16 protein-coding genes and 1 pseudogene are annotated in these 13,421 nt (G+C 73.2%); 9 read left to right on the top strand and 8 right to left on the bottom strand.

Translation table 11 applies throughout. The features are described 5' to 3' along the window. Positions 1-291 precede the first annotated feature (291 nt). Positions 292-1,620, top strand: a complete 1,329-nt coding sequence (locus FHX68_RS08010) for a hemolysin family protein (protein WP_141379962.1) — start codon at positions 292-294, stop codon at positions 1,618-1,620. Continuing rightward, a complete protein-coding gene (locus FHX68_RS08005) occupies positions 1,617-2,669 on the top strand; it encodes a hemolysin family protein (RefSeq protein WP_141379929.1) in 1,053 nt (350 codons plus the stop codon). Before FHX68_RS08010 ends, FHX68_RS08005 begins: the two co-directional genes overlap by 4 nt. 73 nt (positions 2,670-2,742) lie before the next feature. On the opposite strand, the gene FHX68_RS08000 is transcribed toward FHX68_RS08005, so the two are convergent. Both FHX68_RS08000 and FHX68_RS07995 read right to left on the bottom strand, forming a co-directional pair. Then, positions 2,743-3,729, bottom strand: coding sequence for an o-succinylbenzoate synthase (locus tag FHX68_RS08000; protein WP_141379930.1), 987 nt, complete (start codon positions 3,727-3,729; stop codon positions 2,743-2,745). A 59-nt stretch (positions 3,730-3,788) separates the two neighbouring features. Beyond that, positions 3,789-4,205, bottom strand: coding sequence for a winged helix-turn-helix transcriptional regulator (locus tag FHX68_RS07995; RefSeq protein WP_141379931.1), 417 nt, complete (start codon positions 4,203-4,205; stop codon positions 3,789-3,791). A gap of 79 nt (positions 4,206-4,284) precedes the next feature. On the opposite strand from FHX68_RS07995, the gene FHX68_RS07990 reads away from it, so the two are divergent. After that, entirely contained in the window at positions 4,285-4,656 is a 372-nt protein-coding gene (locus FHX68_RS07990; RefSeq protein WP_141379932.1) for a DoxX family protein, read from the top strand. Between the two features lie 216 nt (positions 4,657-4,872). On the opposite strand, the gene FHX68_RS07980 is transcribed toward FHX68_RS07990, so the two are convergent. Genes FHX68_RS07980 through FHX68_RS07965 form a run of 4 tightly spaced genes read right to left on the bottom strand, consistent with a single transcriptional unit; the run spans position 4,873 to position 6,460 of the window. Then, complete coding sequence (locus FHX68_RS07980) at positions 4,873-5,265, bottom strand: glucose-6-phosphate dehydrogenase (RefSeq protein ID WP_141379933.1); 393 nt, start codon at positions 5,263-5,265, stop codon at positions 4,873-4,875. A gap of 48 nt (positions 5,266-5,313) precedes the next feature. Then, entirely contained in the window at positions 5,314-5,733 is a 420-nt protein-coding gene (locus tag FHX68_RS07975) for a VOC family protein (protein WP_141379934.1), read from the bottom strand. Beyond that, positions 5,730-6,020, bottom strand: coding sequence for an antibiotic biosynthesis monooxygenase family protein (locus tag FHX68_RS07970; RefSeq protein ID WP_141379935.1), 291 nt, complete (start codon positions 6,018-6,020; stop codon positions 5,730-5,732). Before FHX68_RS07970 ends, FHX68_RS07975 begins: the two co-directional genes overlap by 4 nt. After that, positions 6,017-6,460, bottom strand: coding sequence for a GNAT family N-acetyltransferase (locus tag FHX68_RS07965; RefSeq protein ID WP_170214203.1), 444 nt, complete (start codon positions 6,458-6,460; stop codon positions 6,017-6,019). The genes FHX68_RS07970 and FHX68_RS07965 overlap by 4 nt, the downstream gene beginning before the upstream one ends. 86 nt (positions 6,461-6,546) lie before the next feature. On the opposite strand from FHX68_RS07965, the gene FHX68_RS07960 reads away from it, so the two are divergent. Further along, positions 6,547-7,473 carry a 1,4-dihydroxy-2-naphthoyl-CoA synthase gene (locus FHX68_RS07960; protein ID WP_141379937.1) on the top strand — a complete coding sequence of 309 codons (927 nt, stop codon included), beginning with the start codon at positions 6,547-6,549 and terminating at the stop codon, positions 7,471-7,473. Positions 7,474-7,483: 10 nt separating this feature from the next. Further along, positions 7,484-8,659 (top strand): AMP-binding protein, encoded by a 1,176-nt coding sequence (locus FHX68_RS07955; protein ID WP_141379938.1) that lies wholly within the window; start codon positions 7,484-7,486, stop codon positions 8,657-8,659. Here the strand turns inward: FHX68_RS07955 and FHX68_RS07950 are convergent. Continuing rightward, positions 8,616-9,044: pseudogene (locus tag FHX68_RS07950) on the bottom strand (amidohydrolase family protein); the annotation flags it as partial. The gene FHX68_RS07955 and the pseudogene FHX68_RS07950 sit on opposite strands and share 44 nt — an antisense overlap. On the opposite strand from FHX68_RS07950, the gene FHX68_RS07945 reads away from it, so the two are divergent. Next, entirely contained in the window at positions 9,021-9,707 is a 687-nt protein-coding gene (locus FHX68_RS07945; protein WP_141379963.1) for a glycerate kinase family protein, read from the top strand. The pseudogene FHX68_RS07950 and the gene FHX68_RS07945 sit on opposite strands and share 24 nt — an antisense overlap. 9 nt (positions 9,708-9,716) lie before the next feature. Then, positions 9,717-10,709, top strand: a complete 993-nt coding sequence (locus FHX68_RS07940; RefSeq protein ID WP_141379939.1) for a 1,4-dihydroxy-2-naphthoate polyprenyltransferase — start codon at positions 9,717-9,719, stop codon at positions 10,707-10,709. A 14-nt stretch (positions 10,710-10,723) separates the two neighbouring features. Here FHX68_RS07940 and FHX68_RS07935 read toward each other — a convergent pair whose 3' ends face one another. Continuing rightward, positions 10,724-11,056: a DUF4229 domain-containing protein gene (locus FHX68_RS07935; RefSeq protein WP_141379940.1), complete on the bottom strand. Its 333-nt coding sequence runs from the start codon at positions 11,054-11,056 to the stop codon at positions 10,724-10,726. A gap of 137 nt (positions 11,057-11,193) precedes the next feature. On the opposite strand from FHX68_RS07935, the gene FHX68_RS07930 reads away from it, so the two are divergent. Next, positions 11,194-11,592 carry a PLD nuclease N-terminal domain-containing protein gene (locus FHX68_RS07930; RefSeq protein WP_141379941.1) on the top strand — a complete coding sequence of 133 codons (399 nt, stop codon included), beginning with the start codon at positions 11,194-11,196 and terminating at the stop codon, positions 11,590-11,592. Position 11,593: 1 nt separating this feature from the next. Continuing rightward, on the top strand, positions 11,594-13,396 hold the full coding sequence (menD, locus tag FHX68_RS07925; protein ID WP_141379942.1) for a 2-succinyl-5-enolpyruvyl-6-hydroxy-3-cyclohexene-1-carboxylic-acid synthase: 1,803 nt from the start codon (positions 11,594-11,596) through the stop codon (positions 13,394-13,396). The last annotated feature ends 25 nt before the right edge of the window (positions 13,397-13,421 follow it).

Raw genomic sequence — 13,421 nt, 5'->3', positions numbered from 1 at the left:
TGCGATGTCTGACGCTACAGAAACCGGCATCCGCGTCAGGAGAATGCTGTGGCGGATGCTGATTCCTGTAGCGCGAGCGGGGAATGGATGCCAGGAGCTGTCGCCGATGCCGCAACCTGTCGCCGATGCCGCAACCTGTCGCGGATGCCGGGATCATCCCACCCCGCGCCGGGGCTTGACTGCCGGGGCGGGGCGTCGTGCCGTAGAATCGTTCGCACAATGGACGACCCTCCTAGTAGCAGACGATCGCCCCCCCCGACCCTCCCCGACCACGATCGGGGGTGATGCGTGATGGATTACGTCATGTTGGGCGTGGGGCTGCTGCTCACCATCGGGACCGGTCTGTTCGTCGCGAGCGAGTTCGCGCTCGTCAACCTCGACCGCGCCGACCTCGAAGCCCGCCGTGCGGCGGGCGAATCGCGTCTGTCGCTGACCATCGACGCGCTGAAGATGACGTCGACCCATCTCTCCAGCGCGCAGCTGGGCATCACGCTGACGACCCTGCTCACCGGCTACACGATGGAGCCCGCCCTCACGAACCTGCTGAGCCCGCTGTTCACCGCAGCAGGAGTGCCGGATGCCGTGGCCCGCACGATCTCCACGGTCGTCGCGATCGCGATCGCGACGACGTTCTCGATGATCATCGGCGAACTCGTGCCGAAGAACTTCGCCCTCGCGATCCCGCGCCAGACGGCGAAGCTCGTCATGCCGTTCCAGGTCGCCTTCACGACGGTCTTCCGCCCCGCGGTCGCGCTGCTCAACGGCAGCGCCAACGGGATCCTCCGCCGCATGGGCATCGAACCCAAGGAGGAGCTCTCCGGCGCCCGCACCGCGGAGGAGCTGTCGAGCCTCGTGCGCCGCTCCGCGAGCGCGGGCGTGCTCGAGCAGGACACGGCGTCACTGCTGAACCGCACCCTCACCTTCGCGCGGCTGACGACGGCGGATGTCATGACCCCGCGCCCGTCGATCCACGCGGTCGCCGCCAGTGACAGCGTCGAGGATGTCATCCAGCTCGCGCGCCGCACCGGCCACAGCAGGTTCCCCGTGTACGCCGAATCGATGGACGACATCACGGGCATCGTGCACCTCAAGCAGGCCGTCAGTGTTCCCCGCGACCGCCGCGCCGAAGTGCCCGCCGCCGCCATCGCCGAGGAGCCGCTGCGCGTTCCCGAGGCGGTGCACCTGGATGCCGTCATGGCGGAGCTGCGCGCCCGCGGCTACCAGATGGCGATCGTCGTCGACGAGTACGGCGGGACGGCCGGCGTCGTGACGCTCGAGGACCTCGTCGAGGAGATCGTCGGTGAGGTGCTCGATGAGCACGACCGGAACCGCGCGGGTGTCGTCCGCGTCGCGGATGCCGTCATCTTCCCCGGTGAGCTGCGCCCCGACGAGGTGCTCGACCGCACAGGCATCCGCGTGCCCGAAGGTGAGGTCTACGACACCGTCGGCGGGTTCGTGATGTCGACGCTCGAGCGGATCCCCAACGTCGGCGACAGCATCGAACTCGAGGACGGCACCCTCGAGGTGCAGCGCATGGACGGTCGCCGCGTCGACCGCGTGAAGTTCACCCCGCGTCCGCTGCCGGAAGGGTCCGAGATCGAGGGAGGTGAGCGGCGATGAGCGACTGGGCCGGACTCGCATGGCTGGTCGTGCTGCTGGCGATCAACGCCTTCTTCGTCGGGTCGGAGTTCGCCGTGATCTCCGCCCGCCGCTCTCAGATCGAGCCGCTCGCCGAGCGCGGGTCGAAGACCGCCAAGACCGCGCTCTACGCGATGGAGCACGCGACGCTCATGCTGGCCACCTGCCAGCTCGGCATCACGATCTGCTCGCTGCTGATCCTGAACGTGTCGGAACCGGCGATCCACCACCTGCTGGAGGGTCCGCTGGGCCTCACCGGCTGGAGCGAAGCCGTCATCGGCGGGGTCGCGTTCGCGATCGCGCTCGTCGTCGTGTCGTACCTGCACGTGGTGTTCGGTGAGATGGTGCCGAAGAACCTGGCGTTCTCGCTGCCCGATCGCGCCGTGCTGATGCTCGCGCCGCCGCTCGTGTGGGTGTCGAAGCTCTTCTATCCGATCATCGTGGCGCTGAACTGGATCGCCAATCACACGGTGCGACTGTTCGGCGTCGAGCCGAAGAACGAGGCCGCGTCGACGTTCACGCTGGACGAGGTCGCCACGATCGTGAACCAGTCGCGCATCGAGGGGGTGCTCGACGACGCGTCGGGCGCCGTCGCTGCGGCGGTGGAGTTCACCGACAAGAAGGCGCGCGACATCGCGGTGCCCCTATCGCAACTGGTGACGCTGCCCGAGGTGACGACACCCGACGAGATCGAGCGGGCCGTCGCCAAGCACGGGTTCTCACGCTATGTGATCGTGGATGCCGAGGGGGTGCCGGTCGGCTACGTGCACCTGAAGGACGTGCTGCGCGCGGCCGAGGGCCCCGATGCGGAGCGCGCGGTCGCCGCTCCCGTCAAGCCGAAGCGCATCCACCACATGGTGCCGGTGTCGGAGACGACCGACCTCGAGGACGCGCTCGCGCTCATGCGGCGGTCGAGCCGTCACCTTGCGCAGGTGCGGGATGCCTCGGGCACCGTGACCGGGGTGCTGTTCCTCGAGGACATCATCGAGGAGCTCGTCGGCGAGGTGCACGACGCGACCCGCCGCGAGTAATGATCCCGTGGCCCGGCTGACCCGGGCGACCCGGCTGATCCGCTGACCATGGCCCGGGATCGAGTCGGGCCGGTCAGCGGGCGGCGAGCACGGCGTGGCAGCGCTCGAGACGCGCCAGCCACCACGCGTGCCGGTCGGGGGATGCCGCGTGCTGCCGCAGCAGCCCGGCATCCGCCTCGACGCGTCCGGCGACGAGCGCGCCGCCCTGGGGGCGGAGCGGCGTCGCGGTGACGTCGGCGGCGAGGAGTGACGCCGTGCCGAGCCCGCAGTCGTAGGGGAGGTCGGGGAGTGCGGCGGCGAGGGTGAGACCCATCGAGAGGCCGATCGAGGTGTCGAGCGCGCTGGAGACGACCGCCGGCAGGCCGGATTCGGCGACGATCCGCAGGGCCGCGCCGACGCCGCCGAGCGGCTGCGCCTTGACGACCACGAGGTCGGCGGCGCCGGCGCGGGCGACGGCGAGCGGGTCGGCGGCCTTCCGCACGCTCTCGTCCGCGGCGATCGGGATGCCCCAGTCGGCGAGGCGCTCCCGGAGCTCGGCGAGCTCGGCGACCTCCGCGCAGGGCTGCTCGAGGTACTCGAGGTCGAACTCGGCGAGGGCGTGCACGGCGTGCTCGGCCTCGTCGATGTTCCAGCCGCCGTTGGCGTCGAGCCGCACACGGCCCTCCGGACCCATCGCGGCGCGCACGGCGCGCACCCTCGCGACGTCGTCGCGGAGGCTCTGGCCGCGCTCGGCGACCTTGACCTTCGCGGTGCGGCATCCGTCGTAGCGCGCGAGCACCGCCGCGACGTCCTCCGCGGCGACGGCGGGCACGGTGGCATTCACCGGCACCCGCTCCCGCACGGGCGCGGGCTGGGGGCGCCACCCGAAGTCGAGCGCGGCGGCGAGCCACACGGATGCCTCGGCGTCGTCGTACTCGAGGAACGGCGAGAACTCGGTCCACCCCTCGGGGCCGCGAAGGAGCAGCGCCTCGCGGTGGTCGATGCCGCGGAAGCGGGTGACGAGGGGGAGGGAGACGACGTGCGCCGCGGCGCGCAGGTCGGCGAGGTCGGGCAGGTCCATGGCATCCATCCTGCCGTGCCGGCCCGTTGCCGCGGGGCCCGGGGCCCGGGGCCCGGGCGTCAGCGCGCGTCGTACGCGGTGCGCGCCCGTTCGATCTCGTCGTGGTGCGCGACGGCCCAGTCGGCGATTGCGCGCGCGGGCACGAACAGCGTCTCGCCGAGCTCGGTCAGCTCGTACTCGACGCGCGGGGGCACCTCGGGGAACACCGTGCGGGTCACGATGCCGTCGCGCTCGAGCTGGCGCACGGTGAGGGTGAGCATGCGCTGCGAGATGCCGGGGATGTGGCCCTGCAGCTCACCGAAGCGCAGGCGCCCCTCGTGCAGCGTCGCGATCACCAGCAGCGACCACTTGTCGCCGATCCGGGCGAGGATGTCGCCGATCGCGCGCCCGTCGTTGCCGTGCGCGCGACAGCTGCCCTCGTAGCCGCTGCGCGGCTCGACGAGCTCGATGGTTCCCGCGGTGTGAGTCGGTGACATCCGTGTTCCTTTTGCACGCGTCCGCGAGATGACGCATGATGTGGTTGCTTACCGATAGTAACCAGAGAAGGAACCCCTCATGCTCATCGCCCTCTGGATCGTCAACATCGTCCTCGCCCTGCTCATGCTCGGCGCCGGCTTCGCGAAGGCGACCAGCTCGAAGGAGAAGCTCGCGGAGAACCCGCGCATGGCGTGGACCGAGGGCTTCTCGCCCGTCGCCATCCGCCTGATCGGCATCGCCGAGGTGCTCGGCGCGCTCGGCCTCATCCTGCCGCTGGCCACCGGCATCGCCCCGATCCTCACCCCGATCGCGGCCGTGGGCCTCGCGATCCTCATGCTCGGCGCGACCGTCGTGCACCTCCGCCGCAAGGAGTCGGTCATGCCGGCGCTGCCGCTGACGGTGCTCGCGATCGCGAGCGCGGTGCTCGGCTTGCTCGTCGTCCTCGGCTGACCCGGGCGAGGTGTGGCGGGGCCGGGCGACGCGGGGGCGGCCCGGCCCCGCTCAGTCGTTCTGCAGCGTCGGACGGATCAGCAGCTCGTTGATCGTCTGCCGCCGCGGGCGGGTGACGGCCCGGTCGGTGATGTCGGCGACGATCGCGAGGGCGCGGCCGCCGTCGGCGGTGATCTCCGCGGCCAGCGCGTCGAGGCGCGCGGCCGGGCGTCGCCGTCAGGCGACCTGCTGCCCGCACATGCCGCAGACGCCCGTCGGCGGCACCTGCACGAAGCAGTCGGGGCAGAGCACCACGGCGCGCTCGGGGATCGACGGCGCGGCGGGCTTGCGCGGGCCGGACGACGCGGCGCGGCGCGCGCGCTCGGGCGCGGAGACCGGGGGAGCGAGCTTCGGCGTCGGCTTGTGCTCGGCGCAGTAGTACCGCACGTAGCCGGCGGGGTTGGTCGGATGCCGGTGCTTCACGACCCACAGGGTTTCGCGCGGCCACGGCTCACTGTCCACGCCGCACCCCGCGCAGCGCGTCAGCTCGCCGGGCACCGCCTCGGCGGCCGCGACGGGCAGCTCGAAGGGGAGGGCGTCGCGCCAGTCCGAGGAGTTCCTGATCTGCACGATGAGCCTTCCCGGCGGCATCCGTTCGGGAGTGGATCTCGCCGTGTCTCATTCTTCCACGGCGTCGGAGCCCGCGGCGTCGGAGCCCGCGGCGTCGGAGGCCGAGTCATCGCCGTGCGCATGGACGACGCAGAAGCGATTGCCCTCGGGGTCTTCCATGATCACGTAGTCGGCGTCGGGCGGCCGCTTACTCCAGTGCACGCGTCGGGCGCCGAGCGTCTCGAGTCGGGCCACCTCGGCGGCCTGGGCGGAGGTGTACAGGTCGAGGTGGATGCGCGGCGGCAGCATGCGCGGCGAGGCCACCACGTCGAGCGAGAGGCCGACGCCCGCGCCCGTCCGCGGTCCGAGCAGGGCGAAGTCGTCCGCGATCAGCTGGCGTGGCACGTAGTCGAGCGCCGCCGTCCAGAACGCGAGCTGCGCGTCGAGATCGGTGACCCGGATGACGATCGACCCGACGGTGAGGCTCATCGCACCTCCGTGAAATGCTCGACCACCGGGAACGGCTCGTAGAAGCGGTGCAGCAGGTGCCGCCACCGGTCGTAGGCGGCCGATCCGCGGAAGCCCTCGGTGTGCGCCGCGACGCTGTCCCACTCGACGAGCAGCAGGTACTCGTTCGGCGTCTCGATGCTGCGGCGGAGCGCCACGCCCCGGCCGCCGCCCGCCGCCTCGATGAGCGGCCGCGCCTGCGCGAATGCCGCCTCGAAATCGGCCTCGAGGCCGGGGCGGACGGGAAGCAGGGCGTGCTCGAGGATCATGCGGATGCCTCTCGCGGCGGCATCTCGCACCGGTAGCGGCGGCGGGCCGGCCAGCGGGCGTCGCGCGGGGCGCCGGTCACCGTGAAGCCGAGCGTGCGGTAGAAGTCGACGGCATCATCGTCGGTCTCGGCGCGGAGCGGCAGCGGCGGGTCGGCGGCGCGGACGGCGTCGATGAGACGCGAGCCGAGCCCGGCGCCGCGGGCGGTCTCGGACACCGCGAGGTAGTGCAGCTCGAGGTGGTCGCGGTGACGCGCGAACGCCGCGAATCCCACGACGTCGCCCGCGTCGTCGGCGGAGCCGATGACCTCGAGATGCGGGAGCTCGACGTCGCGGATGTGCATCAGGGCGTCCGCATCGACGCTCGCCGCCTCCCACAGCAGCGGTCCGAACGCGGGCGACACGATCTCGGCGCGGGTCAGCGGGCGGATCGGCGTGTCCATGCGTCGACTGTACTCAGGGTGTGCGACAGAGCCCCCGGCACGGCCCGGACACCGCCCCGACATGACCGCGCGCGTAGGCTGGGCGGGTGACCGCGCCCTTCGTCTCCGACCTGTTCGACCCGGCCGAGTGGGCGCCCGCTCCGGGGTCGGTGACCGACGGGGCATCCGTCTACACCGACATCACGGCCCACGTGTCGACCGACGGCCGCATCGCCCGCATCGCGTTCGACCGCCCCGAGGTGCGCAACGCCTTCCGCCCGCACACCGTCGACGAGCTGTACCGCGCGCTCGACATCGCCCGGCAGGACCCGAAGATCGGCGTCGTGCTCCTCACCGGCAACGGCCCGAGCCCGAAGGACGGCGGCTGGGCGTTCTGCTCCGGCGGCGATCAGCGCATCCGCGGCCGCGACGGCTACACCTACGCCGCCGACGACGCGACGGCGCCCGACGCCGCCCGCGCCGGGCGCCTGCACATTCTCGAGGTGCAGCGGCTCATCCGGTTCATGCCGAAGGTCGTGATCGCGGTGATCCCGGGCTGGGCGGCCGGCGGCGGACACTCGCTGCACATCGTGTGCGACCTCTCCGTGGCCTCCGCCGAGCACGGCCGCTTCAAACAGACCGACGCCGACGTCGGCTCGTTCGACGCCGGGTACGGCTCGGCGTACATGGCGCGCCAGGTCGGCCAGAAGGTCGCGCGCGAGGTGTTCTTCCTCGCCGAGGAGTACTCCGCCCAGCGCGCCTACGAGATGGGGGCCGTCAACCGCGTCGTGCCGCACGCCGAGCTCGAGCGCGAGGCGCTCGCGATGGCGCGGACGATCCTCGGCAAGTCGCCGACCGCGATCCGGATGCTGAAGTTCGCGTTCAACGCCATCGACGACGGCATGGTCGGTCAGCAGGTGTTCGCCGGCGAGGCGACCCGTCTCGCGTATGGCACCGACGAGGCCGTCGAAGGGCGCGACGCGTTCCTCGAGAAGCGCGATCCCGACTGGTCGCCCTACCCGTACCACTACTGAGGCCGGGCGCGTGAGGCTCGAGCGGGTGGATGCCACCGACGCACGCGCCGTGCTGCGCGGGCTCCGCGGAGCCGTGCTCGGCGCGGGACCGGCGATCGCCTGCGGCGCCCCCGCCGGCACCCTCCCGGACGAGGTGCCGGCGGGCACCGCGGTCGTCGTAACGACGTCGGGCTCGACCGGCTATCCCAAGTCGGTCGCGCTCAGCCGCTCCGCGCTCACCGCGTCGGCGCTCGCGACCGCCGACCGGATCGGCGACGGCGCGTGGCTCCTGGCCCTGCCGGCCGGCTACATCGCCGGGGTGCAGGTGCTCGTGCGCTCGCTCGTCGCCGGGCGTGAGCCGGCGATCCTGGCCGGCTCCTTCTCGGCCCATGCGTTCGCGGCCGCGGCGGCGGCCATGGCCTCCAGCGACGGCGGCGTGCGCGTCCCGACCTACACCTCGCTCGTGCCGGCGCAGCTGCAGACCGTGCTCGACGCGGTCGACGGCGGCGACACCGCCGCCGCGCGGGCACTCGCCGGGTTCGAGGCGATCCTCGTCGGCGGGCAGGCGCTCGCCCCCGCCCTCGCCGCGCGCGCCGCCGCTGCCGGGGCCCGGATCGTCCGCACGTACGGGTCGAGCGAGACCGCCGGCGGGTGCGTCTACGACGGCGTGCCGCTCGTCGGCGTCGGCGTCCGCATCCAAAACGGCGAGGTGCAGCTCTCGGGGCCGACGCTCGCGGACGGCTACCTCGGCGACCCCGAGCGCACCGCCGCGGCGTTCGTGCGCGACGACGCCGGCACCCGCTGGTACCGCACGGGCGACCTCGGCGAGACGGACGGCGGGCGCCTGCGCGTCACCGGCCGCGCCGACAACGTCATCGTGTCGGGCGGGGTGAACGTCTCGCTCGACCGGGTCGAACGGGTCGTCCGTCAGATCCCCGGCTTCGCGGGCGCGGTCGTGGTCGCCGTCCCCGACGAGCGGTGGGGCGAGGCATCCGTCGTCATCGCCCCCGGCGACGCCTCTCGCCACGCGGATGCCACGGAGCGCGTGCGCGCGGCGGTCGAGGCCGCCCTCGGCAAGGCATCCCGCCCGCGCGCGGTGATCGCCGTCGACGCGGTGCCGATGCTGCGGAGCGGCAAGCCCGACCGGGTCGCGCTCGCCGGGCTCAGTCGAGCATTCCGCGACGGAGGAGCCGCCCGCGCGGAGTGACCCCGTCGATCGGCTCCCCGTGCAGGAACGTCGTGCGCACGACGCCCGCGAGCGGCTTGCCGTGGTACGGCGTGAGCGGGTTCTTGTGGTGCAGCTTGCCCACGTCGACGACGAACGCGTCGTCGGCGGCGACGATCGAGAAGTCCGCGTCGTAGCCGGGGGCGATCCGCCCCTTGCCGGTGAGGCCCGCGAACTGCGCGGGGCGCTCGCTCATCCAGCCGACGACCGTCTCGAGCGGGATGCCGCGCCGGCGCGCCTCGGTCCACACGAGCGACAGGCCGAGCTGCAGTGACGCCACCCCGCCCCATGCGACGGCGAAGTCGCCGTTGTCGAGGTCTTTCAGCTCGAGGGTCGAGGCGGAGTGGTCGGAGACGATGAAGTCATCGCCTCCAACAAGTTCCAGGGCTCCGCCACGGGCACGGACGTCGCCGCCGCGCTCGCCGCGGGCATCGCCGAGGTGCTGCCAGTTGCCGAGGACTCGGCCGTGCCCGTCGCCGACGGCGGCGAGGGCACGCTCGAGGCGGCGATCGCGGTGCGCGACGGCGAGGCGATCGTCGAGATGGCGGCGGTCAGCGGGCTCGACCTGCTGCCCGGCGGGGAGCGCGCGCCGCGCACGGCGACCAGCCGCGGCACGGGCGAGCTGATCCGGGCCGCGCTCGACCGGGGAGCGCGCACGATCGTGCTCGGGGTGGGCGGCAGCGCGAGCACCGACGGCGGCGCCGGCATGCTGCAGGCCCTCGCCGCGCGGCTGTCGACCGCCGCGGGCGAGGTCGCGCCCGGGGGTGCGGCGCTCGCCGAACTCGTCGAGGTCGACCTGTCGGGCCTCGATCCGCGCCTCGCGGAGGTGGAGGTCGTGCTCGCGAGCGACGTCGACAATCCGCTGCTCGGACCGCGGGGGGCGGCGGCCGTGTGCGGCCCGCAGAAGGGGGCGGATGACGACGATGTCGCCGCCCTCGAGCGCGGGCTGGCACGGCTGGCATCCCTCGTCGGCGCGCACCCGTTCGCCCGTCCGTCCGCCGCACCCGCCGCACCCGCCCACGCGGAATAGGATTTTCGGGTGGCAGGCAGCACCCGCAAGAAGAAGCACACCGGACGCCAGAGCGCCGGGGCGCAGAAGCAGAAACGGCACGGCAACCCGCAGCGCGCGCACGTCTCGCGCGACCTCGCGCACGTCGAGCCGGCGACCCTGCGCGACTGGATCGGCGCGGCGCGCCTGCGCACCCTGCCGCTCGCCGTCGCGCCCGTGATCATCGGCACCGGCGCCGCGCTCATCGTGCGAAGCGAGTTCCACTGGGTGATCGCCCTGAGCTGCCTCGTCGTGGCGGTGTCGCTGCAGATCGGCGTCAACTACGCCAACGACTACAGCGACGGCATCCGCGGCACCGACGACGAGCGCGTCGGACCCGCCCGCCTCACCGCCTCGCGCAAGGCGACGCCCCGCACCGTGCTGGCCGTCGCGCTGACCTGGTTCGCCATCGCCGCCGTCACCGGCACCGCGATCGTCGTCCGCACCGGCCACTGGTGGCTGCTCCTCGTCGGGGCGGCGTGCGTGCTCGCCGCCTGGTTCTACACCGGCGGCAAGCGGCCCTACGGCTACGCGGGCCTCGGCGAGCTGTTCGTCTTCGTCTTCTTCGGACTCGTCGCCACGGTCGGCACGACCTACGTGCAGGCGGCCTCCGTGCCGCAGGAGGCCTGGTGGGGCGGCACCGTCGCGGGCCTCCTCGCGTGCGCCGTGCTGCTCGCGAACAACCTCCGCGACATCGACCAGGACCGCCTCGCGGGCAAGAAGACCCTCACCGTGCGCATCGGCAAGCGCGCCACCCAGGTGCTGTACACGGTGCTCGTGGTCGCCGCGTTCCTGATCGTGGCGTTCCTCGCGCAGTTCTACCCGCTCGCGTGGCTCGGCCTTCTCGCCCTCATCCCCGCGGCGTGTGCGATCCTCATCGTCTGGACCTACCGCGCTCCGCGCGAGCTCGTCGTCGCCCTCGGGCTGACGTCGCTGACCTCGCTCGCCGTCGCGGGCTTCCTCTGCTGGGCGTTCGCCGGCTGAGGCATCCGCTTCTCTCAGGCGGCCGGGCTCGACGGCGTCGTCGGGGGCGTGGATGCCTCGTCGTCGCCCGGCTCGTCGGCGGAGATGTCGGTGGCGGCGTCCTCGACCTGCTCGTCGCTGACCCGGCGCGCGCTGCGCTCGCCGCGGCCGGCCGCGAGGTCGGCGGTCATGTCGGCGAGGGGACGGCGCAGGAACAGCGTCGACAGGCTCAGACCGATCAGGGCGGCGAAGATCGCCGACAGCCAGTAGTACTCGCGCATGACGGGGAACAGCATCATGATCCCGAACGGCACCAGAAAGGCCGCCAGGCGCAGCACGGTGTACAGGAGGGCCGAGCGAGCACGCATGGCATCGAGTCTACGTGCGCCCGCGCTGCGCGAGAACGCACGATAGCACCGTTCGCGGGCCTCGACAGGTGCTGTTGTGCGTTCTCGCGGCGGACGGGCGGCGTCCGTGGCGAGTGCGGCGCGCCTAGGATGGATGCGTGGTGCGCGTGCTTCTGCCGGTGTTGCTGCTGCTGATCGCGTTCTGGGTCTACAGCATCGTCGACTGCGCCCTCCTCTCGCCGACGCGGCACCGCGGGGTGAGCAAGCCGGTGTGGATCCTCATCGTCGTGCTGCTGCCCGTGCTCGGCGGCATCCTCTGGTTCATCGTCGGCCGCGGCCGCCAGCGCACGGCGCCCGTGTCGACCGCCCCCGACGACGATCTCGAGTTCCTCGGCAGCATCGGTTCGATCAGCGATCAGGACGAGCGCATCCGGCGCCTCGAGGCGGAGCTCGCCGCCCTCGACGCCGAGGACGCCGACCCCGACCGGCCGGGACCGCCGCCCTCGGCCGCCCCCGACGACGACCCCGACGGCCCGTCGCGCGGTGCGCGCGGCTGACATGGCCTCCCGACCCTCCGCGGCGCCGGCGACCGACGCCGCCGCCGCCCTCCTCGGCCGACTCGTCGAGCTCGGCGTGCGCCACATCGTGGTGAGCCCGGGCTCGCGCTCGCAGGCCCTCGCCCTCGTCGCCGCAGAGCTCGAGGCGCGCGGCGCGGCATCCGTGCACGTCCGCATCGACGAGCGCGTCGCGGGCTTCACCGCGCTCGGCATCGGACGGGAGAACGGGATGCCCGCGGTCGTGCTGTGCACGTCGGGGACCGCCGTGGCGAACCTCCTCCCCGCGGCGCTCGAGGCGCACCACGCGGGCGTGCCCCTGCTGCTGCTGACCGCCGATCGGCCGCCCGAGCTGCGCGGTGTCGGCGCGAACCAGACCACCCGACAGCCCGGGATGTTCGCCCCGAGCGTGCGGTTCGAGACCGATCTGCCCGTGCCCGACGAGGTCGACGAGGAGGGCACCGGCGAGCAGTCGGCGATGCTCCGCCGCGTCGCCGACGAGGCGATGGCCGCGGCCCTCGGCGCGGGCACCCGCCAGGCCGGGCCCGTGCACCTGAACCTGCCGTACCGCGAGCCCCTCGCGGGGGAGCTGCCCGGCTGGCTCGGGATGCCCACCGTCGAGCTCGCCGCCACCGCGCCGGGCCCTGATGACGCGCCCGCCGCGCCGGCTCCCGAGCAGGGCCCCTCCGGGGCGCTCTACCAGGGCGGCGGCGGTATCGGCGAGTCCGACCGGCCGAGCGATCCCGACGTCGACCCGCACGTGCTCGAGCGGGGTCCGCGCACCATCGTCGTCGCCGGAGCCGACGCCGGCGCGGGCGCCGAGGCCCTCGCGCACGCCGGCGGCTGGCCGCTCGTGGCCGAGATCGTCTCGGGGGCGCGGTTCGGTCGCAACCTCGTGCACGGCTACCGGACGCTCCTCGCCGACCCCGAGCTCGGCGGGCGCGTCGAGCGGGTGATCGTGTTCGGGCATCCGACGCTCAGTCGTGAAGGGACGGCGCTCCTGTCCCGCCCCGACGTCGAGGTGATCGCCGTGCGCGGCCCCGGCGAGCCGCTCAACCTCAACGACGCGACGACGGCCGTCGACGCGGTGATCGCCGCGATCGGCGATCAGGACCGGGAGTGGTTCGGGGCATGGATGCGCGCGTCGCGCGCGGCCGCCGTCGACCTCACCCCCGCTGCCCCCGACGCCGACGCCCTGGCATCCACCGTGCCGAGCGAGCGGCTCGGCGCGCTCGCTGCCGAGCTCGACGTGCTGCGTGCGCCGATCGACCGCGCCGCCCTCGTCGACGCGGTGTGGCGGGCGACGTGGCCGCACGACCGGCTGCTGTTCGCGTCGTCGCGGCTCGTGCGGGTGGCCGACCAGCTGCTCGCGGGCAAGAAGGTGCCTGTCCACGCCAACCGCGGCCTCGCCGGCATCGACGGCACGATCGCGACGGGGCTCGGCATCGCCCTGACGAGTCAGGCGGCCGGCGGACCCGGCCTCACGCGGGTCGTGATCGGCGACCTCGCGCTGCTGCACGACGTGGGCGCCCTGCTGCTGCCGGCGGGGGAGCAGGAGCCCCGCATCCAGGTGATCGTCGGTAACGACGGCGGCGGCACGATCTTCGACGGGCTCGAGGTCGCGCAGACCGCCTCTGCGGCGGCGATGGACCGCGTGCTTTACACGCCACAGGACGTGCGCGTCGACCTGCTCGCCGCGGCGTACGGCTGGGAGTACGTGCGCGCCACGACCCGCACCGAGCTTGACCAGGCGCTCGTCGCCCCGGTCACGGGACGCCAGCTCATCGAGGTGGCACTGGCCCGATGAGCGCGTCGTCGGCCATCATGGCTGA

The sequence above is a fragment of the Microbacterium lacticum genome (assembly GCF_006716815.1).
Classification (GTDB): Bacteria; Actinomycetota; Actinomycetes; order Actinomycetales; family Microbacteriaceae; genus Microbacterium; species Microbacterium lacticum.
Note: the sequence above shows the minus strand (reverse complement) of the source record. Positions and strands in the feature narration are given on the sequence as shown.

Excerpts from the sequence above, each read along its gene's own strand:
- FHX68_RS07990 (WP_141379932.1), top strand. The coding sequence starts at position 4,285 with ATGCTCATCGCCCTCTGGATCGTCAACATCGTCCTCGCCCTGCTCATG.
- FHX68_RS08000 (WP_141379930.1), bottom strand. The coding sequence starts at position 3,729 with ATGGACCTGCCCGACCTCGCCGACCTGCGCGCCGCGGCGCACGTCGTC.
- FHX68_RS07975 (WP_141379934.1), bottom strand. The coding sequence starts at position 5,733 with ATGAGCCTCACCGTCGGGTCGATCGTCATCCGGGTCACCGATCTCGAC.
- FHX68_RS07970 (WP_141379935.1), bottom strand. The coding sequence starts at position 6,020 with ATGATCCTCGAGCACGCCCTGCTTCCCGTCCGCCCCGGCCTCGAGGCC.
- FHX68_RS07995 (WP_141379931.1), bottom strand. The coding sequence starts at position 4,205 with ATGTCACCGACTCACACCGCGGGAACCATCGAGCTCGTCGAGCCGCGC.
- FHX68_RS07965 (WP_170214203.1), bottom strand. The coding sequence starts at position 6,460 with ATGGACACGCCGATCCGCCCGCTGACCCGCGCCGAGATCGTGTCGCCC.
- FHX68_RS08005 (WP_141379929.1), top strand. The coding sequence starts at position 1,617 with ATGAGCGACTGGGCCGGACTCGCATGGCTGGTCGTGCTGCTGGCGATC.
- FHX68_RS07935 (WP_141379940.1), bottom strand. The coding sequence starts at position 11,056 with ATGCGTGCTCGCTCGGCCCTCCTGTACACCGTGCTGCGCCTGGCGGCC.
- FHX68_RS08010 (WP_141379962.1), top strand. The coding sequence starts at position 292 with ATGGATTACGTCATGTTGGGCGTGGGGCTGCTGCTCACCATCGGGACC.
- menD (WP_141379942.1), top strand. The coding sequence starts at position 11,594 with ATGGCCTCCCGACCCTCCGCGGCGCCGGCGACCGACGCCGCCGCCGCC.